Below are 20,268 nucleotides of genomic sequence, written 5' to 3'. Positions count from 1 at the left end.
TAATTGAAAAGGATGATTTTATATCGTCCTTTTCTTCTTTGCTCAAAGTATAACAATAAAAGGAAATGGGATGATGGAATAATGAGCGGAGTAATTATAACAAAGTTTTTTTTCTCTATTCTCTTGTTCGCTGTCATTGTCGGCTGTGGTAATGAACAAAAGAAGGAAACAGCTAAGAATGAACCTCGATTAACAACAGTTAGCTCAGATTCTTTCAATCAGCTTCCCTCTCAAAATGCTGAAAAGCAAATTGTTTCTCTAGAAGAAGTAACAGCTGCAAAAGCTGTCAATTCGGATAAAGAGCTTTACGTTGCTGCAACACCACAGCATCACGAACGATTTCAACTAGATCGCTTAAAAAAGAAAATGAAACAAAAAATGAATGACGTTTATCCAAATTTAAAAAGCTATATAAGTGTTGATAAAAAAATCTTCATGGAGATGGAGCAGTTAAAAAATGACATTAAACGAGGGAAAGCAGATAAGAAAACCATAGAGAAAAAATTAAAAAAAATAAAATTAGACATGAATTCCGATACTTGATGTTTCGATAAAGAAAACTCGCTGATTGGCGAGCCCTGCCCTTGGAGAAGACAGAGGCGTAGTTGCCCTTACACTTTGTTCCTAAAATTTCTCGCTACGTCGGATGGTCCTCCAGCTAGAAATTTATACGGTCTTAAAGTGTAAAGAAAACTCGCCGATTGGTCTCCTAACTGGAGAAATTCAAGCATAGCATTTTACACTTTTTTTACCCTTATAAAAAGGAAGGTTTCATATGTCCAAGAAAAAGAAAAATATAACACCTGTCCAACAAGAATACCAGAATTTTGCGAGTGAGCGTGAAATCAAACGTCCAGTTTTGAAAAATTGCATCAAAGCATTCTTTGTTGGCGGATTGATTTGTTTAATTGGTCAGCTCATCTCCACTATGTATATTACTTATTTTGACTTTACGGAAAGGTCAGCAGGAAATCCTACTGTAGCTACAATGATTTTTATCTCGATGCTTCTTACAGGATTTGGGTTTTATGATCGATTGGCTCAATTTGGAGGTGCCGGCACAGCTGTCCCGGTTACCGGTTTTGGAAATTCGGTTATCTCCGCCTGTATTGAGCACCGCACAGAAGGATTCGTTCTGGGAGTAGGCGGCAACATGTTCAAACTAGCTGGTTCGGTTATTTTATTCGGTGTTTTCTCCGCCTTTGTCATTGCTATCATCAAGACTATTTGGATACAATGGGGAGGTTTTTAAATGTTACAAGGACACCGAACATGGGTATTCGAGAACAAACCCGTCATTTTATCAACTGGTGTAGTTGGAGGCCCTTTTGAAGCAAATGGAAACGTTCCAGAGGATTTTGATCTTCTTCATGAGGATTTATGGATGGGGCAAGACTCCTATGAAAAGGCTCATCGTGTCCTTTTGGAAGAAGCCTGCAAAAGAGCGACAGAGAAAGCAAAGCTGCGTACAAGCGATGTTCAATTCATATTAGCAGGGGATTTAATCAACCAAATTACTCCCTCAAGCTTTGCTTCCCGTACACTGGGAGTTCCTTATTTTGGATTATTTGGAGCATGTTCCACATCAATGGAGGGACTTGCTTTGGGTGCATTTATCGTGAACGGAAAAGGGGCCAAATACTTGCTAACAGGGGCATCCAGTCATAATACCGCTGTAGAGAAGCAATTCCGATATCCTACGGAATATGGAGGCCAGAAGCCTCCTACCGCACAGTGGACGGTGACAGGTGCAGGAGTTGCTTTGTTAAGTGATCAAGGAGAAGGGCCTTATGTCACCTCCGCAACAATAGGAAGAGTCGTAGACATGGGGTTAACCGATCCATTTAATATGGGAGGCGCTATGGCTCCCGCTGCGGTCGACACAATAGAAGCACATTTTAGAGAGCGCCAAATTGACCCTTCCTACTATGACTTAATTGTAACAGGGGATCTCGGGCGAATTGGTCGGGAAATTTCCCTTGATTTACTGCATAAACACGGATTGTCTATACGCAGCGAGCAATTTCAAGATTGTGGATTAATCATTTACAAGGAGGATCAGCCGGTTTTAGCTGGTGCGAGTGGTGCAGGCTGTTCTGCAACCATTGTTTACGGCCATTTGCTAAATCGAATGAAGAAAGGAGAATTTAGCAAAATTCTTGTAATAGCAACAGGCGCTTTGCTATCTCCTATATCCTTTCAGCAGAAAGATACCATTCCTTGTATTGCTCACGCCGTATCCATTGAATTTGGAGGTGTACAATAAAGTGATCTTTTTTTGGGCTTTTGTAATCGGCGGAATCATATGCGTAATCGGTCAAATCATGTTCGATGTAGCTAAGCTTACCCCTGCTCATACGATGTCTACCCTTGTTGTGATTGGGGCTATATTGGATGGGGTAAATCTTTATGAGCCTCTCATCGACTTTGCCGGAGCGGGTGCAACCGTTCCTATTACAAGCTTCGGAAACGCTCTGGTTCATGGGGCAATGGAAGAAGCGGAAAAACACGGATTGGTCGGGGTTATAACAGGCATGTTCAAAGTAACAAGCGCGGGGATATCTGCGGCTATCATCTTTGGTTTTATTGGAGCTTTATTATTTAAACCAAAAGGATAAGAGGTGTTTACATGACTATCGTTTCAAGTGTGAAATCTTGTCTTGCGAGCTTGAAAGGTGCACAAGCAAGCTTAAGCACATTCGCTCAAAATGCCGCTGATGAAGAGGCAAAACGGGTTTTTCATGAGTGCATGCTGGAAATGGATGATGTGATCCTAGATCTTCAAAAAAGAGTCGGTGTTTTGGAACGTGAAGAACCTCAATATAAAGGATTTTAGCCGAAAGGAGGAAAATGAATGCCTGAATTGCCGCATTGGCTCATGATTACTGTACGTTCGATTAGCTTTTTAATTATTTTATTTTTATTAACAAAATGGCTTGGAAAAAGGCAAATATCCCAGTTATCATTCTTTGAATACATAACAGGTATTACAATTGGGAATATTGCAGCTGAAGTATCAATGGGAATCGAACAAAGCTTCTCAGATGCTCTTATTGGTATACTCGTTTGGTCTGCAGTGCCTTTTCTGGTCGGGTTTATTTCTTTAAAAAGCAAAAGAATACGGAATTTTGTGGAGGGAGAAGCCACTATTTTTATTAAAGATGGAAAAGTTCTAGAGGACAATTTAAAGAAAGAAAAATATACAATTGATGAATTAATGGAATTACTGCGTAAAAAAAATGTGTTCAAGGTTTCTGATGTCGAGTTTGCTTTACTGGAGCCGAACGGAACTTTAAACATTTTATTAAAGAAAGAGAATCAGCCCCTTACTCCAAAGGTTCTTGGGCTGAAAGTGGCACAGGAGAAAGAAACACAAACAGTTATTATGGATGGGAAAATATTGAACCAGCCTCTGTCAGCAAGCGGTCATAATCAAGGATGGCTTAGAACGGAGTTGGAAAAGCTAGGCGTTACTTTGGATAACGTATTTATTGGTCAAGTGGACTCCTATGGACAGCTTACTGTTGATTTATATGATGACAAAATTCAAATTTCTTCTCCTCAGGAAAGGCCACTCTTATTAGCCACTTTGAAAAAATGTCAAGCTGATCTTGAACTATTTGCTCTAGAAACAGGCTCAGTTACAGCTCAAAATATGTACACAAAGAATGCCTCACGTATGCAGGGAATTTTAGATAAGGTAACTTACCTTCTGAAAGAATAAGAAATTCCTTTTATTTGTTTCTCCTTAAAGCAAAAAGGGGCTAATCCAAAAGACACATTAGATGAGTTTTGGTTAGTCCCTTTTTAAACCTTTATTTCGTTTTTACTCTAGCTGTTAATCATTCTTATTCCTGAACTAACTCAGCTTGCCCTATTTGTTTAAACTGTCTTCTATAAGCCACTGTAAAGTAAGTGATTGTTCCAACTACAGAAACAATCGCCCATCCTGCTAACACAAAGGCGTTATCCCACATAAGAGGAATATTGTCAGCTGAGATAATGGCACGGAATCCGCTAACCGAATATGTCATCGGCACATATGGCGCCAATACTTGCAGTGCATCCGCTACAAGCTCGACTGGATACGTACCTGCGCTTGCAACGAGCTGAATAATTAATAGCAGAATCGCCGCAAAACGTCCAACATCTCCAAACGCTGTAACAAGAAATTGAATTAGTGATAAAAATGTAATACTTGTTAAGAATGTAAATAGCATAAAATGCGGTACGCTTGTTACATGGATATCAAGACCAAGCAGCACAACACCATCAACGATTAAAGACTGCATCGTTCCCATAATGAGAATGACTGCATATTTACTTATAAACCAGGAGAAGCCGGATTTTGGAACCCCAGCTGCCTCGCGTAACGGATAAATGACTGTTAGCATAATAGAACCAACATATAAGCCAAGAGACATAAAGTATGGCGCTACACCTGTTGCGTAGTTGATGGCTTCGCCGAAGTCTTTTGTCACGAGATTCACAGGCTTAGCAAACATTTCGTATGTTTCTTTACTTCCGCTTGCTTCACTCGTTTCTTTTGCTGCATCGCTTAATTTAGTGGACAACTCGCCTGCACCATCCGTAATTTGGCTTAAACCATCGGTCAGCTTTCCGGAACCGTCAGCCAACTGCTCTGTACCATCAGCTAATTTATCAGAACCATCCTTTAATTGAGCAACACCGCCTGTAAGCTGAGTTGCACCGTTAGCTAGTGCTTGGACACCTGTTCCCATTTGCGCAGAAGCAGATGTTAATTGTCCCATACCGTTGTCTAAATCAGCTGCTCCCGTTGCTAAAAGCAAGGAGCCCTTCGTTACTTCTGACAATTTTCTTCCGAATAGCTCAAAGCCCTCCATATATTCTGTTTGACCGTTAACTAATGCTGTTGCTCCAGTTACTAGCTGCTTTTGTGCATCAGTTACTGCTTGCACCCCAGCTTGCAGCTGCCCGATTCCACCCTGCAGTTCGTTCGCCCCCGACGCTAGTCCGTTTGCCCCTCCAGCGATTTCTCCAGCTTTCACTGCCAGCGTTTTTGTTCCTTCGGCTACCTGTGCTGTTCCGCCCTTTACACCTTGGCTTTGAGCAAGCAGCTTTTCAATTGTCGGCTGCAATTGGCTTTTATACGGCTCCGGCATTGCTTCTACCTGGATTTGCAGCTGCGCTAAACCATCCGTTACCTTGTCTGCTCCTGCTGCAGCCTCGGTTGCTCCAATCCCCACACTCTCGGCGCTATTCTTCCAGGCTAAGCTTCCCTTTGATAAAGAAGCCGCTCCTGCTGCCAATTTGGCTGCTCCTTCCTTTGCTGCCGGAAGTTTGCCATTGATTTCATTTAATCCGGCGAGAGACTGTCCCAAACCGTTAGAAACATCAGTTGTTCCCTTTTGCAGTTTCAATGCATTTTCAGATAATGTCTTCTGACCGTCTTGCAGCTGTCCTAAACCGTTAGACAATTCACCAAGTTTGCTGCTTAACGTATTTAAACCGGCTGCTTCTTGTTTCATTCCTTGCTGAAACTGACTGGATTTGTCTGTTAGCAGATTTAAGTTGGCTGCAATCTCCTGAGACCCATTCTTTGCATCGGATAACCCGTTTTGAAATGAGATTGATTTTTCCGCAAGCTCCTGCAAATGAGTATGAAGCTCCTCTGCTCCATCCTTGGCATCAGTGCCGCCATCATGAAGCTTGCCTGCACCGTCTCCAGCCTCTTGCAATCCGTCAGATACCTTCGCGATAGAATCAAACATATCCTCAGTATATGTTTCAGTAATCGTCGCGGAAATCTCTTCCTTCATTTTCTCAACTGCGCTGTTTCCGATTTGCGCTGCCAAAAAGTTATATGCCTTATTTGGAATATATGCCAATTCCAAATGCTTTGGATGTTCATCCATGAGTGTTGTTGCATTCTCTGAAAAATCATTTGGAATGCGAATGACCATGTAGTATTTGTTATCCTTCAGCCCTTGCTCAGCCTTCTCTTCACTCACAAAGTGCCACTGAAAGCTATCCTTTTCCTTTAATTTCTCAACAAAGTCCTCTCCAACCGTCAATGCTTTTCCCTCATATGTTGTTCCTTTATCAAGGTTCACAACAGCCACTGGCAAATGGTCAAGCTTGCCATACGGATCTTTAAATGCATATAAATATGTTCCCGCATATAAAACAGGAATAAACATAATCGCAATAAGGGCTATCACTGTCATCCTTTTTTGGAAAAGTGCAGAGAATTCCGCCCGTAATGTTGTAAGTCTTTTCATACTTCCCCCTCTTTCTATGAATGACTGATTTGTTCATTTGGTCATATTGCTCTAAAGAAAACTCGCCGATTGGCGAGCCATGCCCTTGGACGAAGACAAAGGCGTAGTTGCACTTATACTTTGTTCCTAAAATTTCCAACTACGTCGAACTGTCTTCCTGCTAGAAATTTATACTTTCTTAAAGTGTAAAAAAGAAGGATTATCTATTTGGACAATCCCTTCAATAAATATAATTCAAACAGCTCAGCAATTTGCTTTTCTCCAAGCGGTTCATGATGCTGTTCCCAATCAGAAATGAGCGCAATGTACAAACGTCGCATCACAAATGCTGTAATCTCTGGATCACACTCACGGATTTCTCCCTTTTGAATAGCCAACTCAAGATGGTACCTGATAAACGAAAGGATAGCTCTGTCCATTTTCAGTAAGACTTCCTGCACAGCTGGTGTTCCGATATCCCGATCCTCTTGAAATAGCTTCCAAGCAAGTTTATGATCCTTTCGAAATGTTAAAATACTGGAAAGAGCTCGTAGTACGTTCTCAATAAACGTATCATCTTCTCGAATTGCCGCCTCTGCCGCCTCCTTCATCTCTGAAATTAAACATGTCACAATCTCATCAAGCAGCTCTTCTTTGTTTTTAAAAAACGTATAAATCGTTCCTTTGCCAACGTTGGCCATTTTGGCGACCTGATCAATTGTTGTTGCTTTATAACCAAACGATGCAAAGGATGCAGTTGCCGCCTCGATAATGGCCCGCTTTCGATCTATTGCCATCTTGCTTCACTCCTGAAATGACCAAATGAACAATTTAGTCAGTTAGTATAGTGGTATCTTATCATATGAATGTAGAATGAGCAAGAGCTCTGCAGTGTAAGATCTTTTCCTCTCTATTCATTTCCTACTATAAAACTCCCTCACTGCTACTTTTATGATTCCTACAATCGTTAATATTTAGTATTACCAGCGCAGTGAATAGTCTCTTAGTTGAAATTTACATTTTTTTACAACACTAACGAAAACTCGCTGGAAATTTATACTTTCCTACAGTGAAAAAAAGCGCGAAAAGGCAGCAGCCATCTCACGCTTTTACAATGGAGCAGCAGTCTTACCCATGACTGACTTGCTTTTTAAAAATTACATACTTGCTTATAAAGTAATTCACAAGAATTACTACTACGTTTGCCACGCATTTTGCAATAAAATCATTCATGTGCATTTGCGCGACTAATAACAGCATCGTTCCAATATCAAGGCCATAAGAGAACAAGCGCGCAATAAAGAAAAGAAACATTTCCTTTAGTACGAACCGCATGCTGGATTCCTTACTCCGAAATACATACAGCTTATTCGTGACAAAAGCGAATAAAACAGATACAATCCAAGCAATCGTGGTTGCCAGCTTATATTCTATCTGTAGCAGCTTTGTACAAAACAAATACGTAACAATATTAATGGCCGTTGTCAGCACACCAAACACGACATACAAAATAACTTCCCGTTTGCTATCCATCTGTCCTGCGTACCCCTACGCCCATTCTTCTACTAGGCTGACCTTCCTCATTGGTAATCTTCTGATTATTATACTCATCTACAAAGTATAGTGGCCTTTTTTTCGTCTCGTTGAAGACTCTCCCTAAGTATTCGCCTATAATGCCTAATGAAAGAAGCTGAATTCCTCCCAAGAATAAAATAACGGCCAATTGCAGGAAAGTATACATTTCCAGCTAGAAGCAAATTATACCGAAACCGCAAACTCCTTTTGTATACCATTAAGAACTTTCTCAACGACCGCCTCTGCCTGGTCAATACAATCTGGAATTCCCGCGCCAGCATATGAGCTGCCTGCCAAATATACCCCTGGTAATTCCCGCTCCATAAACTCATACAGCTTTGCCATTCGCTCCTTATGACCGACCGTATATTGCGGCATTGCTTCCTGCCAGCGGCTAACCACAGTAAATTCCGGCTCCGCATCAATGTCCATCGTTTTCTTTAAGTCTGTTAGGACAGTCCTAATCAGATCCTCGTCCGGTCGAACGACAATCTCTTCATCCCCTGGACGACCGACATAGCATCGCAGCAGCACCTTTCCTTTTGGGGTTGTATGCGGCCACTTCTTATGAGTCCATGTACAAGCTGTGATCGTGAAATTGCTATTCCGGGACACGACAAACCCTGTTCCATCAATATCCTTTTGAATCGCATCCTCAGAAAAGGCAAGAGCAACATTTGCAACAGATGTAGAGGGAATGTTGCGAAAGAACTGAAATTCTCGATATTTCGAAAACAGTGCCGGCAGCATCTTATGAGGTGTTGCTATAATCACTGCAGCTGCTTCTATGTCCTTTCCATTGCTTAGCATCAGATGATAGCCCTGCTCTGTTTTGTTGATTTTCTCAACGCGCGTAGATTTCATAACCGTTCCTGCTTCAAGGCGATTCTCCATTGCTTCTACGAGCGATCCTAGTCCTGCTTCCAATGTTAAGAAAATCCCTTTCTTCTTCCCCGCCCCCGGTGGCGTTTTCGGTGCCAGCGTCCGCATCCCGCGGACAATGCTGCCGTGCTTTTGCTCCACCTGATAAAACTGCGGAAATGTCGCCATTAAACTCATTTGATCAATATCACCTGCATAAATACCGGATAATAATGGTTCAATTAAATTTTCAACAACTTCATTTCCGAGGCGTCTACGGAAAAACTGTCCAAGTGATTGATCCGAAACCTCCTTGGAACGCGGCAAAATAAAATCAAAGCCGGCGCGCAGCTTGCCAAGAGGAGAAAACAATCCAGATGTAACAAAAGGGGTAACCTGCGTCGGGATCCCCATCATGGAACCGCTCGGAATACCGTGAAGCTTGTCATTCACAAGAACGTATGATTTTCCGGTTGCATTGTTTACCAGTGCGTCTTCCAAACCAACTTCCTTCGCCAAACGGGATGCACTTGTTTTTCGCTCTAAAAACGAATCGGGACCGCGTTCAATGACAAATCCGTCACGGCGCACGGTTTGAATTTTCCCACCCAGTCTGCCGGAAGCTTCAATTAACAATGTTTCCATTGGGAGCTGCTGCTCCCGTATATGCTTTTGCAAGTAATATGCAGCGGTTAATCCAGCGATGCCGCCGCCGATAATCACTACCTTTTGTCCCATGTTGGTGCCCTCCCTTGCTGCTAACGCAAAACGCTGCTTAATTGTTTCAGTACAACATCTGCTAAACTTTCTATAAACTCGTCCTGCGCATTCGGCATGGCTGGACGATAATAGCTAGCACTGATTCGATCAGTTACTGCTTTACATTCAATATCGTTATCGTATAAAACTTCTAAGTGATCTGATATAAACCCAGCAGGAACATAAACAAATGCCTTGTATCCCTGCTTATCATGTAAGTCCTGCGTCAAATCCTGAACATCTGGTCCAATCCACGGCTCCGGTGTATTACCAGCACTTTGCCAGCCAATCTCATACCGTGTAACCCCGGATTCCTTTGCGATAAGATCTGCCGTCTCCTGCAGCTGTTGAGGGTACGGGTCCCCTGCTGCGATAATTTTTTCCGGCAAACTGTGTGCAGATACGATTAAAACAGCATGATCCCGTTCTTCTTCTGTCATGCTAGCATATGTTTCTCTTACTTTGTTTGCCCAGTAGGAAATAAATTTTGGCTCTGCATACCAGCTCTCAATCTCATAAATAACAGGACCACCAAGCTTTGCAGCCTCTTCCTTCGCGCGTCCATTATAGGATTTCACGCTAAAAGTAGAATAGTGCGGAGCAAGAACAATGCTAACAGCCTCTTCAATACCATCAGCATGCATTCGCTGCACTGCATCCTCTACAAATGGCTCGATATGCTTTAATCCAAGATACATTTTAAATTGAACTTCGTCTTGCACTGTATTTAACTTTTCCTCCAGCTTTTCTGCCTGCTCAAGCGTGATTTTCGCAAGAGGGGAAATGCCTCCGATCGCGCGGTAGCGCTCGGTCAACTCTGCAAGAGCTTCTTCACTCGGTCTGCGTCCCCTGCGAATATGTGTATAGTACCGCTCAATATCCTCCTCTTTGTAAGGAGTGCCGTATGCCATTACCAGTAAACCAATCACCTTTTTCATCCGTATGATTTCGTCTCCTCTTTGTCTATAGTACTTAAAATAAAAAGTTATAGGCTTCTAGCCGCTGCAATCGGCGAGTTTTCTTTAAGACAACTGCAGTCTAGAATATTCGTGTATAAATTTGGTCAGGCGCTGCAATGTTTCGGGTTTTACTTCCGGGAATACGCCGTGGCCTAGGTTAAAGACATAACCTGGTTGCTTCATACCTTGGTCCAAAATAGCTTTTACGCGCTCTTCAATAACATTCCATGGGCAAAGAAGAATTGCGGGCTCTAAATTTCCTTGTACTGCTTTTTGAATGCCGCGCGCACGTGCTTCTTCAATCGACAAGCGCCAGTCTAACCCCACAACATCAAGCGGCAGGTCATTCCATTCATTAGCTAAGTGGCTTGCCCCTACACCGAACATGATGAGCGGCACATTCGTAGCGCGAAGCTCTGCAAAAATACGCTCCATCGTCGGCTTAATATATACGCGGTAATCCGCCACATTTAATGCTCCTACCCATGAATCAAAAATTTGGACAGCCTTCGCACCAGCTTGTACCTGTGATTTGACGTATGTAATAGTCATATCTGCAAGCTTCTCCATTAGTGCAAACCAAGCTTTTGGCTCTGCATACATAAACGCCTTTGTTTTGTTATAATTGCGTGACGGACCACCTTCAACCATATAGCTGGCTAGTGTGAAAGGAGCCCCGGCAAAACCGATGAGCGGCACATCCAGCATCTCTGTTGTCAATAAACGAATCGTTTCTAATACATATGGCACATCCTGCTCTGGATGGATCTCACCAAGTTTCTCAACGTCCTGCAAGGAGCGCACAGGGTTAGAAATAACCGGTCCAATACCCGATTTAATATCAACATCAACACCAATAGCCGGAAGCGGTGACATAATGTCTTTATATAAAATGGCTGCATCTACATTGTATTGATCAACAGGAAGCTTTGTCACGTAGGCACACAACTCAGGTTGATGCGTAATTTCAAACAGTGAATATTTCTCCTTTAGCTTACGGTATTCTGGCTGTGAGCGACCAGCTTGTCTCATGTACCATACCGGAACATAGTCTGTTTTTTCTCCCCTGCAAGCCTTTATAAATGTATCATTAATATTTCGTACCAAAACCCCTGTCTCCCTTCCTCGACAATCAGCATATTATTATCTTTTCTTACTATACCTTTTTATTAAGAAAAATGCATAAAAAACGGTCATCTGTTCAATAAATTGACATTTTTCAATGAATTACATCGTTTTCATTATAGCATACGGGCTATGGTCGAGGCTTTTGTTACGGGTGCACGCTTTCTGTTTTTTCCCCCTCCTGTTTTGTTTGCGGATTGAACGGCACTACATAAAATTCTGGAACAGAAAAGATGTTAATATATTTCGCATTAAATTCGCCCTTCCCTGTGACTGTACCGATTAGAATAGAGGAACTTCCTTCTTTTTTATAAACACGGTACTGGACCCGTTTATCTGGAAGGGGCGTCCATGTAACCTTAGCTGTAAACAATCCAAATGGTGTAAACACAAGCTTTACACGTACATTCTCCAGTTTATCAAGCCGGATTGGCTCTTCTACATTTTCTACATCCTTTGGCTGAGGAAACTTTGCAAATACTTCCGCGTGGGCATCTGTTAAGACTTTCTTGAACAATTTTGTCGGGTAATTGCTTCCGCCTACTAAGTAATGCTCCGAATCCGTACGGTCATATCCCATCCACACGGCGCCGACAAGCGATGGTGTATATCCTGCAAACCATACGTCTCTTGCGCCCTTGTTATTACCTGGGAGCGATGTTGTACCCGTTTTGCCAGCCAGCGCTCCTCCATACTGACCAGCTTGTGCGGTTCCTTCCTTTACTGCTCCTTCAAGCATGCGCGTCATGTACCAGGCTGTTTGCTTTGAGAAAATTTGTGTTTCTTTTGGCGCTGCTGTCGCAATTGTATCACCATTTCGGTTGACAATCTGCCTTATGACATGCGGTTCAATCACTTTGCCCCCTGCAGAAAAGGAACGGTACAGCTTCACTATTTCTAACGGAGATGTACCTTCCTTTAAACCGCCAAGAGCCGCGCTAAGCCCTTGCTCTTCAATGAAAATACCCGCTTTCTCTAGTGGCTGCTTCGCTGTTTCCAGACCGAGATGATCCAGCAGCCATACAGCAGGAATATTGGCGGACTCCTTGATGGCATCGTACATCGTAATTTCCTTTGAATAGTGGTCATCATAGTTTCGCGGCATGTAACCGTGGAACGATTGGCGTTCATTTGTCAGAAGAGAGTACGGCTTATACTCCTTCGTTTCAAGCGCAGGAGCATAAACAAGCAGCGGCTTCAAAACGGAGCCGGGCTGCCGCTTCACAAATACACGGTTCCAGCCCCTTGGTACATAGTTTCGTCCGCCTATTGCGGCGCGGATACCTCCTGTTTTGCTGTCCATCAATACGAAAGCACCTTCTGCATCCCCATCCGTCCCAGGAAAACTGCTCTCATTCTGAAATAGCTTATAGGCTGTTTTTTGTATATCCGGATCCATGGAAACGACAAAAGTATATCCTCCGCGCAGTACTTCTTCATATGATAGTCCATATAGATCCTCTGCTTCTTGAAATACCATATCAATGTATGAAAGATACGCTTGCTCTCTCTCGGTTTTGGTCACATGAAGAGACAAAGTTTTCCCTTGGTAGCGTACAGCATCTTCAGCTGATATATAGCCTTCTTCATGCATAAGGGACAAAACAGTATCACGGCGCTCCTTGCTTTTTTCTGGATGCAGCACAGGAGAGTATGTATTCGGGCCTTTTGGAAGAGCGGCAAGCAAAGCACCTTCTTCAACTGTGAGTGCCTGTACATTTTTGCTGAAATAAAATTTCGCTGCCGCTTCAATCCCGTACACACCATGCCCGAAATAAATCTGATTTAAATACATTTCTAGCAGCTGCTGCTTCGTGTAACGGCGTTCCAGATTTAATGCTATGATTAGCTCTTTTGTTTTTCGCAGCAATGTTTTTTCATTGGTTAAAAAAACATTTTTCGCCAGCTGCTGCGTAATCGTGCTCCCGCCTTCTACTTTTCCCCGCACCAATATATCCTTATAGAGCGCGCGAAACACAGATGGGAAATCTACACCGTGATGCTCATAAAAACGAGCATCCTCAGTCGCCACAAATGCTTGTTGCACGTAACTCGGCACTTTTGAAATGGACACAAGTTCCCGGTTTTCCGTATAGAGTTTAGAAATTTCATTTCCTTGTTCATCTACAATACGGGAGGCAGAGTTCAGCACAAGCTTTTTGTCATCTATAACATAATCCCCAAGAGAGATAATGAGAATATAACCCAAAATGGCTGTGAGCAGAACAACCGCCGTTCCGAGAAGCCATAATCTTATTTGTTTCAACGGAGTGTAACACCCCTTCCAAATAGTGGTTATTTTTATTATTTGAGAAATTTAGTCCTTTATGTATTATTTTCTTGCTTTTGGTTTATTTCTTATTAATTCATTCTGGAAAACTTACGCTTTCAATAAAGAAAACTCGCCGATTGGCGAGCCGTGCCCTTCGGCGAAGACAGAGGCGTAGTTGCACTTATACTGTATCCCTAAAAATTCCGATTACGTCGAATTGACTTCCAGCTGGAAATTTATACTTTCCTACAGTGGTACAAAAAAGCAGGAGCGCCTATAGGCGCTCCTGCCTCTCCTTAAGCCATCGCATCCGATAACAATTCATTGTAATTTCTCCAAGACGATTCATAAGCTGATAATTGGCATACGCTCCAACCGGTGCTCCGATAACGGGCACAAGCTGCAGCATCTTTGCCAAATCAATATAATCCCGATACTCCTGCTGCAGCTTTCTCCAATCCACTTGCTTATGGACACTATCCCAGTTCTCAATAGTCTCAAAAATTTCGCGGCGATGATCATCGCTGGAAAACGCCAGCTGAAATACGTGCAGGATAAAAAGCCGCTCCTCCTCTTTGCTTGTGTCATAACCATAAAGCGTTGCAGCATCAAACAAAAACTTAATCTTGATTGTTATAAGCAGCGGAAAGTCAGCTAATCCAAGTAAAATGCCTCCTGCTCCTGTACCCGCTCCCTCTACTGCCGCAATTTTTTTATAGTCTTCAATCTTTTTCGCAGTGCGTTCATCCCGTTCCTGCAGCGTTAAGCTTGTATCCTTTAGCTTGGGCTGAATAAAGTCAGATCCTACCACGATCGCCTGCAGCATCTTTTTAATCGTTTCTGTCAGCACAGCATGCGCTTTTTCAGGAATCAATTCCTGTACCTTTGTTTGCACCTGCTTGGACATGCGTGCCATAAAAGATGATGGCTTTATCATATCCTTTTTCCAATTATCAAGTTGCTGTTCAATCATTTGTTCATACTGTATCATTCATCTCTTCCCTTCACTCTATGTGAGAGCTTCTAGCTTTTTTGAACAATATGCATACGTAAATCCGTAGCTGAACACTATGTTTAGCATAAGTGTAAGCAGAAAAACAGACCACTCTGCTGCTGCAGCGCCAACAATTGCCGCCAAGATAAAGCTGCTCGCTCCAAGCAATATCAGAATAAGTGACAGAAATGCCTTTTTCTTATGCAGTTCCGGGATAGGGTATAAACTAAGCCAAATCTTTGAGCGATGATGTTTCCATAGGCTAAGCAACTGATAGCCAATTAAATAAAGGGAAAACACACTCACTAAAAATCGGCCGTATACAAAGGGTAATACGTAGACAACAATTCCGCCAATGATGAGAAGACGTAATACGAGACCGAAGTAATCCCCTGAACGCAGCAATGTTCTTATGTATAAATAGAAATAAGCATCCTGCCGTTCGCGAGGAAGCAGGGCAGTTATCCAGTCAAGCCATCTTCTTCGCTGAACCCGTCCTTTTAATGCCGGAACATCCGTAAACAAGTTGGCGATTCGATAAAATAGCATAAGCTTTTTTCCTTCCTCTGCAATGAGACGCTCCCAGTGCAGACTTTGCCCCTTCGCCTTTCCGTGCAGCAAAAGCAAATACAGGGCCATTATCCCAACAACACTTCCCGTATAAAAGAAGGAAAACTTCGCAAGTAAGAAATACGCGAATAAAAAATTGACCCCAAGACGAAGGGTACGATCATATATGATGACGGCATCATCCCTCATATATAAAGCTTCCCAAGAAGCAAATAAATTCCAAAGCTTTGCAAGCGCAAATAAAAGTAAAATGAGTAAATAAGATGAAATTGCTGGCTTCATTTGCTGAAAATACAAAGGGGCAGCGGCAGCTCCAGCAATCGCTATCGTATATAATGAAATAATATAGGTAAAACGCAAGCCTTTTGCAAAATAAGGCTTCATCTTCGTTTCAACCGGGAGCAAAAACACAAGGTCTGCCGGCTTTAAGAGCGTTTGAACCGATCCCACCGTTAAAATGACTGCAAACAACGCAGCAAGCAGGGCAGCTGTCGGAAACGATGCTGTTAACGTCGCAAGCCATTGCTGATAATAATATGCTCCCGCACCAATCGCAAAGATGAGCACAAACTTTAAATGATCATTAAATATATATTTTCCGTATGTACGGACTTCCTTCCAAAACAGTTGAAACCGCTGCCTCCATAGTTCATTTATATTCATTTTCTTCTTCCTTCGTCAGCTCAATATAAATGTCATCAAGCGTTGCATCTGGCATAGAAAATTGCTGCTGCAGCTCCTGAAGCGTACCGCTTGCACGCACCTGTCCATGGTGCAAAATAACAAACGAATCACAATAACGTTCTGCTGTTGCCAAAATATGTGTGCTCATTAAAATTCCGGCTCCGTTATGCTTCATATTCTCCATCAGCTGCAGTAAAGACTGAATGCCAAGCGGATCTAAACCAACAAATGGTTCGTCAACGATATAAAGGGATGGCTGTACTAAAAAGGCACACATAATCATTACCTTTTGCTTCATTCCTTTTGAAAAGTGAGAAGGAAACCACTTCAGTCTGTTCCCCATTCGAAATTCCTTCAGCAGCTTTGCTGCTCTTTCTTCATATATATGCTTTTCTACACCATAGGCCATAGCTGTCAGTTTTAAATGCTCCTCAAGTGTCAGTTCTTCATATAAAACAGGTGTTTCCGGTATAAAAGTGAAGCTTGCTCGATATACTTCCGGATTCTCACGAAACAGCTTGCCATTAATGGTAACCGTTCCTTGCTTTGGCTCCATTAATCCAATAATATGCTTAATGGTCGTACTTTTCCCCGCCCCATTTAAACCGATTAAGCCGACAAGCTCCCCAGATCGCACTGAAAATGAAACATTCTGAAGAACAGGGCGTTTCGTATAGCCCCCTGTCAGGCTTTGGACTTGTAATAATTCTTTCATATGTTATTCCTTTCTCACGCATTTGTTTATATTACCATCTTACCAAAAAATGTAGAAACTACATAGCACAACGAAAGTTATGTCAAGAAAACTTTTTTAAGATTCTGTTGTATAAGTCTTCGAAAACGGGACATCATAATTAGTGAGGAAGGGAGATGTTGAAAAGCGATAGCCGAGGAAATGATGAGTAGCTGTTGTAGTGATTCTTCATCATCGAAACGGGGTGTCGATCAAAGACGTAGTGACCATAAAATACGCAGATAATCAAGTCCACGAAACGGGGTGTCGGTAGGAGAGCAGATATTCGATTAGAGACCATATGTACTCTTGTTGAAATAAGCTATCTTCCAAAAGCTTCGGAGTAAAAAGGACACAGTATGAGGAAATAGCGCCAACTTTAACTGTAAATGAGGTGTCTCGACCAGAGCAGAGAGTAGATATACGTATAATTTCCAAATAAATGAGGTGTCTGTTAAAGATACGACTGTCTGAATAAATAAGACGCATGAATGAGGAAATATAAATCAACTTTAACTGCAAATGAGGTGTCTCGAGCAGAGCAGAGAGTGGATATACGCATAATTCCAAATAAATGAGGTGTCTGCATTGGGTACAATAGTCCAGTAAACTTTTCAACACACCTTTCTCAACCGGCAGGAAGCTGAATTCAGCTTCCTGCTTTTTTTATACTGTAGGAAAGTATAATTCGACGTAGTCGAAAATTTTAGAAATACAATATAAGTAAGGCTACACCTACACCTCTATCTTTGTCCGGGGAGCAGGGCTCGCCAGTTGGTGAGTTTTCTTTATACTTTAGAAAAGTATATCTTTTTAGCCAAGGAGCTTTTCTTCCACTGTTTTTTTCCTGTATGCAAATATGATAAAATACGACTAATAATAAGGAAAGGATGAAAAAAATGACTCACAACCCAGAGAATTGTATTTTCTGTAAAATTATAGAAGGAACTATACCATGCGCTAAAGTATACGAGGATGAGCAGGTACTTGCCTTTTTGGATATTAGCCAGTCAACAAAAGGGCATACGCTCGTCATTCCAAAGGTACATAAACAGGATGTATTTGCACTTACGCCAGACATCGCTGCTCACTTATTTTCCGTTGTGCCTGGTATTGCTAAAGCGATTCAAATGGAATACGGAGCAACAGGCTTTAATTTGTTAAATAATAGCGGCGAGCAAGCAGGTCAAACCGTGTTTCACTTTCATTTGCACCTTCTTCCGCGCTACAGTAAAAATGATGGCTTTAAGAGTACATTGGTATCATTCCAAAATGAATATACAGCAAACGTTTTACAAGAAATGGCAGGCGCCATTGCCCGTCGCATAGAATAATATAATTAGACAAACAGACAAATCAGAAGCATACATAGGAGTATTAAAGCACCGAGACAACTAGAGAACAAAGCGCGTTGCTTGAGTAGAAGCGCAGGCGGGTATGCACGTTTTTGTCTCAACGAGAGCAGCAGCAGAGCCGCTCGCATAATGCAAAATATACCGATTAAGAAAAGCACGAGCGTAACCAGGTTCATCGTTCATCCCTCCTCTTCCTATGGATATGCCTGTTATGTCCTATTCATGAACAGAGCAAAAATGAACAAGGAGGATTCCTATGACAAAAGCAAAAGCATTTATTACCGGAATACTTTGCGGAAGCGCTGTTGCCGGTATCGCAGCTTTACTTACAGCTCCCTCTTCGGGAACGGAGCTGCGCCGTAAATTAAAGGAAAAAAGTGAGGATTTCAAAAGATCATTAACAGATCTAAAAGATGATACAAAGCTGCTTACAGAGCAGATTGCGGGAACAGCTGCTGAAGGAAAGGATGTATTTATTGAGCTGAAAGGAGATGTCCAAAAAGTATTCTCTTCCTGGAAAAATGAAACAGCCCCTCATCGTGAAAGTATCCAACGAGAAATTGAGGAATTGCAGCAATCCATTGATTATTTACAACAATCCGTACCTAATAAGAATTAAAAGCATTACACATTGGAGTTGTAATCCAGTTGCAATGTATAATTTGTCAAGATTAAGCATATATATGCTTAATCTTGACAAAAAATTTTCACAATTCTAACAAAAGTACTTTATTAATTTTTATTTTACTGGCATAATAGGTACTAATTAATTCAGATTGCGAGGAGAGTAGGTGAGTCGATGAAAAGTGGGGAAAAGCATTATTCGGTCAAAGAGGCTATGATTTTCAGTCAAAGAATTGCTCAATTATCAAAAGCATTATGGAAATGTGTTGAAAAAGATTGGCAACAATGGATTAAACCGTACGATTTGAATATTAACGAACATCATATTTTGTGGATTGCGTACCATTTAAAGGGTGCTTCTATTTCCGAAATTGCAAAGTTTGGTGTTATGCACGTATCCACAGCTTTTAACTTTTCAAAAAAGCTGGAAGAACGCGGTCTTCTTTTATTTTCTAAAAAAGAGGATGACAAGCGGAATACCTACATCGAAATTACAGACCAGGGCGAAGAATTGCTGCTTAATCTTATGGAAGAGTATGAACCAGAGAAAAACTCCATATTTACAGGCGCGCTTCCGCTTCGTGATTTTTACGGAAAATTCCCTGAGAATATGGAATTAATGGCGATTCTAAGAAATGTTTACGGACAAGATTTCATTGATATCTTTGAGAAATCCCTAGAGAATATCGAAGAAAATTTCACAGAAAAAGGTAAAAAGGTTGTAAAGCTAGAAAGCTAAAAGCCCCTTTTTTCTTGTAAGAGTTCGGTAAATTGCAGCATAAGCGGCAGACTCGTTAGAAACATTTTTTAAATTCCGTAAGAAGCGGATGATAAGGTAGAAGTCCTTCCGCTTTTTGCAATTTGTACTTTTTGTTCAATGATTCACAGAATGCTAAAAATAGTTGCTTTTTTACTCCATTGTGAATAAGCAGTCTACTCGTCGACTGACAAGCTGTTAGACGAAGACAGAGACGTAGTTGCACTTATACTGGATTCCTAAAATTTTCGACTATGTCGAATGACTTCTAGCTAGGAATGTATCCTTTCCTACAGTGTAAAAAAGGATAACCATTCGTACTTGCTGGGTCTAGGAGAAGCACAAGCTAATATGCTATTTGTTCCAATCATTTGCTACAGTTCACTCTGTTTCCTCACTTTCTGTCGATAGTTTATAGGGAAACCTTTATAACACAACCTAGACAACCTATGATATAATACACAGCATACGGATGATTTTTTTATGCAAAAGGAGGACTCTCCTAGTGAATTTTGTTTTTGCTGCCTTTGCACTTATTGTTCTATTCTATACAAATTTTATGACTCATACGCTCTGCCACCAAAAACAACTGTCTGACTCTCATAAAACACGTGTGTTTCGGACAATCAACGTCTGCATAACGATTTTACTGATTTCCAGTTATGTAGAGGTTATGTATAAATAAAGAAAACTCGCCGACTGGTGAGTTCTGCTCTTAGACGAAGACCGAGGCGTAGTTGCACTTATACTATATTCCT

22 protein-coding genes and 1 pseudogene are annotated in these 20,268 nt (G+C 41.7%); 10 read left to right on the top strand and 13 right to left on the bottom strand.

Annotated elements, in window-relative coordinates:
- Window positions 1-81 precede the first annotated feature (81 nt).
- The 6 genes from EP737_RS04165 (at window position 82) to EP737_RS04140 (ending at window position 3,724) form a co-directional block, all read left to right on the top strand.
- Window positions 82-543 carry a YhcN/YlaJ family sporulation lipoprotein gene (locus tag EP737_RS04165; protein WP_165350693.1) on the top strand — a complete coding sequence of 154 codons (462 nt, stop codon included), beginning with the start codon at window positions 82-84 and terminating at the stop codon, window positions 541-543.
- A 232-nt stretch (window positions 544-775) separates the two neighbouring features.
- Window positions 776-1,252 (top strand): stage V sporulation protein AC, encoded by a 477-nt coding sequence (gene spoVAC / locus EP737_RS04160; RefSeq protein ID WP_129726621.1) that lies wholly within the window; start codon window positions 776-778, stop codon window positions 1,250-1,252.
- On the top strand, window positions 1,253-2,266 hold the full coding sequence (gene spoVAD / locus EP737_RS04155; protein ID WP_129726620.1) for a stage V sporulation protein AD: 1,014 nt from the start codon (window positions 1,253-1,255) through the stop codon (window positions 2,264-2,266).
- Window position 2,267: 1 nt separating this feature from the next.
- The gene (gene spoVAE / locus EP737_RS04150) at window positions 2,268-2,618 is read left to right on the top strand and encodes a stage V sporulation protein AE (protein WP_129726619.1); all 351 of its coding nucleotides are present in this window, start codon (window positions 2,268-2,270) and stop codon (window positions 2,616-2,618) included.
- 11 nt (window positions 2,619-2,629) lie between these two features.
- Complete coding sequence (locus EP737_RS04145; protein WP_129726618.1) at window positions 2,630-2,836, top strand: DUF1657 domain-containing protein; 207 nt, start codon at window positions 2,630-2,632, stop codon at window positions 2,834-2,836.
- An 18-nt stretch (window positions 2,837-2,854) separates the two neighbouring features.
- Window positions 2,855-3,724 carry a DUF421 domain-containing protein gene (locus EP737_RS04140; RefSeq protein ID WP_129726617.1) on the top strand — a complete coding sequence of 290 codons (870 nt, stop codon included), beginning with the start codon at window positions 2,855-2,857 and terminating at the stop codon, window positions 3,722-3,724.
- A gap of 124 nt (window positions 3,725-3,848) precedes the next feature.
- Here EP737_RS04140 and EP737_RS04135 read toward each other — a convergent pair whose 3' ends face one another.
- The 11 genes and pseudogenes from EP737_RS04135 to EP737_RS04085 all read right to left on the bottom strand — a co-directional run bounded on the left by EP737_RS04135 (window position 3,849) and on the right by EP737_RS04085 (window position 16,756).
- Window positions 3,849-6,263 carry a YhgE/Pip domain-containing protein gene (locus EP737_RS04135; RefSeq protein ID WP_129726616.1) on the bottom strand — a complete coding sequence of 805 codons (2,415 nt, stop codon included), beginning with the start codon at window positions 6,261-6,263 and terminating at the stop codon, window positions 3,849-3,851.
- A 203-nt stretch (window positions 6,264-6,466) separates the two neighbouring features.
- Complete coding sequence (locus tag EP737_RS04130) at window positions 6,467-7,039, bottom strand: TetR/AcrR family transcriptional regulator (RefSeq protein WP_129726615.1); 573 nt, start codon at window positions 7,037-7,039, stop codon at window positions 6,467-6,469.
- A 331-nt stretch (window positions 7,040-7,370) separates the two neighbouring features.
- On the bottom strand, window positions 7,371-7,775 hold the full coding sequence (locus EP737_RS04125; protein ID WP_129726614.1) for a GtrA family protein: 405 nt from the start codon (window positions 7,773-7,775) through the stop codon (window positions 7,371-7,373).
- Window positions 7,768-7,965, bottom strand: a pseudogene (locus EP737_RS04120) (hypothetical protein); the annotation flags it as partial. The gene EP737_RS04125 and the pseudogene EP737_RS04120, both read right to left, overlap by 8 nt.
- Window positions 7,966-8,000: 35 nt before the next feature.
- Window positions 8,001-9,416 (bottom strand): protoporphyrinogen oxidase, encoded by a 1,416-nt coding sequence (gene hemY / locus EP737_RS04115; RefSeq protein WP_129726613.1) that lies wholly within the window; start codon window positions 9,414-9,416, stop codon window positions 8,001-8,003.
- Between the two features lie 20 nt (window positions 9,417-9,436).
- Window positions 9,437-10,375 carry a ferrochelatase gene (gene hemH, locus EP737_RS04110; RefSeq protein ID WP_129726612.1) on the bottom strand — a complete coding sequence of 313 codons (939 nt, stop codon included), beginning with the start codon at window positions 10,373-10,375 and terminating at the stop codon, window positions 9,437-9,439.
- An 84-nt stretch (window positions 10,376-10,459) separates the two neighbouring features.
- Window positions 10,460-11,503 carry a uroporphyrinogen decarboxylase gene (hemE, locus tag EP737_RS04105; protein ID WP_129726611.1) on the bottom strand — a complete coding sequence of 348 codons (1,044 nt, stop codon included), beginning with the start codon at window positions 11,501-11,503 and terminating at the stop codon, window positions 10,460-10,462.
- Between the two features lie 166 nt (window positions 11,504-11,669).
- Window positions 11,670-13,787 carry a transglycosylase domain-containing protein gene (locus EP737_RS04100; protein WP_129726610.1) on the bottom strand — a complete coding sequence of 706 codons (2,118 nt, stop codon included), beginning with the start codon at window positions 13,785-13,787 and terminating at the stop codon, window positions 11,670-11,672.
- Window positions 13,788-14,067: 280 nt separating this feature from the next.
- Window positions 14,068-14,784, bottom strand: a complete 717-nt coding sequence (locus tag EP737_RS04095) for an EcsC family protein (protein WP_129726609.1) — start codon at window positions 14,782-14,784, stop codon at window positions 14,068-14,070.
- A gap of 18 nt (window positions 14,785-14,802) precedes the next feature.
- On the bottom strand, window positions 14,803-16,020 hold the full coding sequence (locus EP737_RS04090; protein ID WP_129726608.1) for an ABC transporter permease: 1,218 nt from the start codon (window positions 16,018-16,020) through the stop codon (window positions 14,803-14,805).
- Window positions 16,007-16,756 carry an ABC transporter ATP-binding protein gene (locus EP737_RS04085; RefSeq protein WP_129726607.1) on the bottom strand — a complete coding sequence of 250 codons (750 nt, stop codon included), beginning with the start codon at window positions 16,754-16,756 and terminating at the stop codon, window positions 16,007-16,009. Before EP737_RS04085 ends, EP737_RS04090 begins: the two co-directional genes overlap by 14 nt.
- Before the next feature lie 917 nt (window positions 16,757-17,673).
- On the opposite strand from EP737_RS04085, the gene EP737_RS04080 reads away from it, so the two are divergent.
- Window positions 17,674-18,108, top strand: a complete 435-nt coding sequence (locus EP737_RS04080) for an HIT family protein (protein WP_129726606.1) — start codon at window positions 17,674-17,676, stop codon at window positions 18,106-18,108.
- 5 nt (window positions 18,109-18,113) lie between these two features.
- On the opposite strand, the gene yhzF is transcribed toward EP737_RS04080, so the two are convergent.
- Entirely contained in the window at window positions 18,114-18,257 is a 144-nt protein-coding gene (yhzF, locus tag EP737_RS27015) for a membrane protein YhzF (protein ID WP_484068187.1), read from the bottom strand.
- 128 nt (window positions 18,258-18,385) lie between these two features.
- Between yhzF and EP737_RS04075 the strand changes: the two genes are divergently transcribed.
- Window positions 18,386-18,748: a YtxH domain-containing protein gene (locus tag EP737_RS04075; protein WP_129726605.1), complete on the top strand. Its 363-nt coding sequence runs from the start codon at window positions 18,386-18,388 to the stop codon at window positions 18,746-18,748.
- 180 nt (window positions 18,749-18,928) lie between these two features.
- A complete protein-coding gene (locus EP737_RS04070) occupies window positions 18,929-19,492 on the top strand; it encodes an HTH-type transcriptional regulator Hpr (RefSeq protein ID WP_129726604.1) in 564 nt (187 codons plus the stop codon).
- A 55-nt stretch (window positions 19,493-19,547) separates the two neighbouring features.
- On the opposite strand, the gene EP737_RS26820 is transcribed toward EP737_RS04070, so the two are convergent.
- A complete protein-coding gene (locus EP737_RS26820; protein ID WP_129726603.1) occupies window positions 19,548-19,736 on the bottom strand; it encodes a DUF1878 family protein in 189 nt (62 codons plus the stop codon).
- 246 nt (window positions 19,737-19,982) lie between these two features.
- Between EP737_RS26820 and EP737_RS04060 the strand changes: the two genes are divergently transcribed.
- A complete protein-coding gene (locus tag EP737_RS04060; RefSeq protein ID WP_129726602.1) occupies window positions 19,983-20,195 on the top strand; it encodes a hypothetical protein in 213 nt (70 codons plus the stop codon).
- Window positions 20,196-20,268: the final 73 nt, after the last annotated feature.

The sequence above is a fragment of the Ectobacillus funiculus genome (assembly GCF_004138295.1).
GTDB lineage: Bacteria > Bacillota > Bacilli > Bacillales > Bacillaceae_G > Ectobacillus > Ectobacillus funiculus.
The sequence above is the reverse complement of the archived record's forward strand: the minus strand, read 5'-3'. Positions and strand labels throughout refer to the sequence as shown.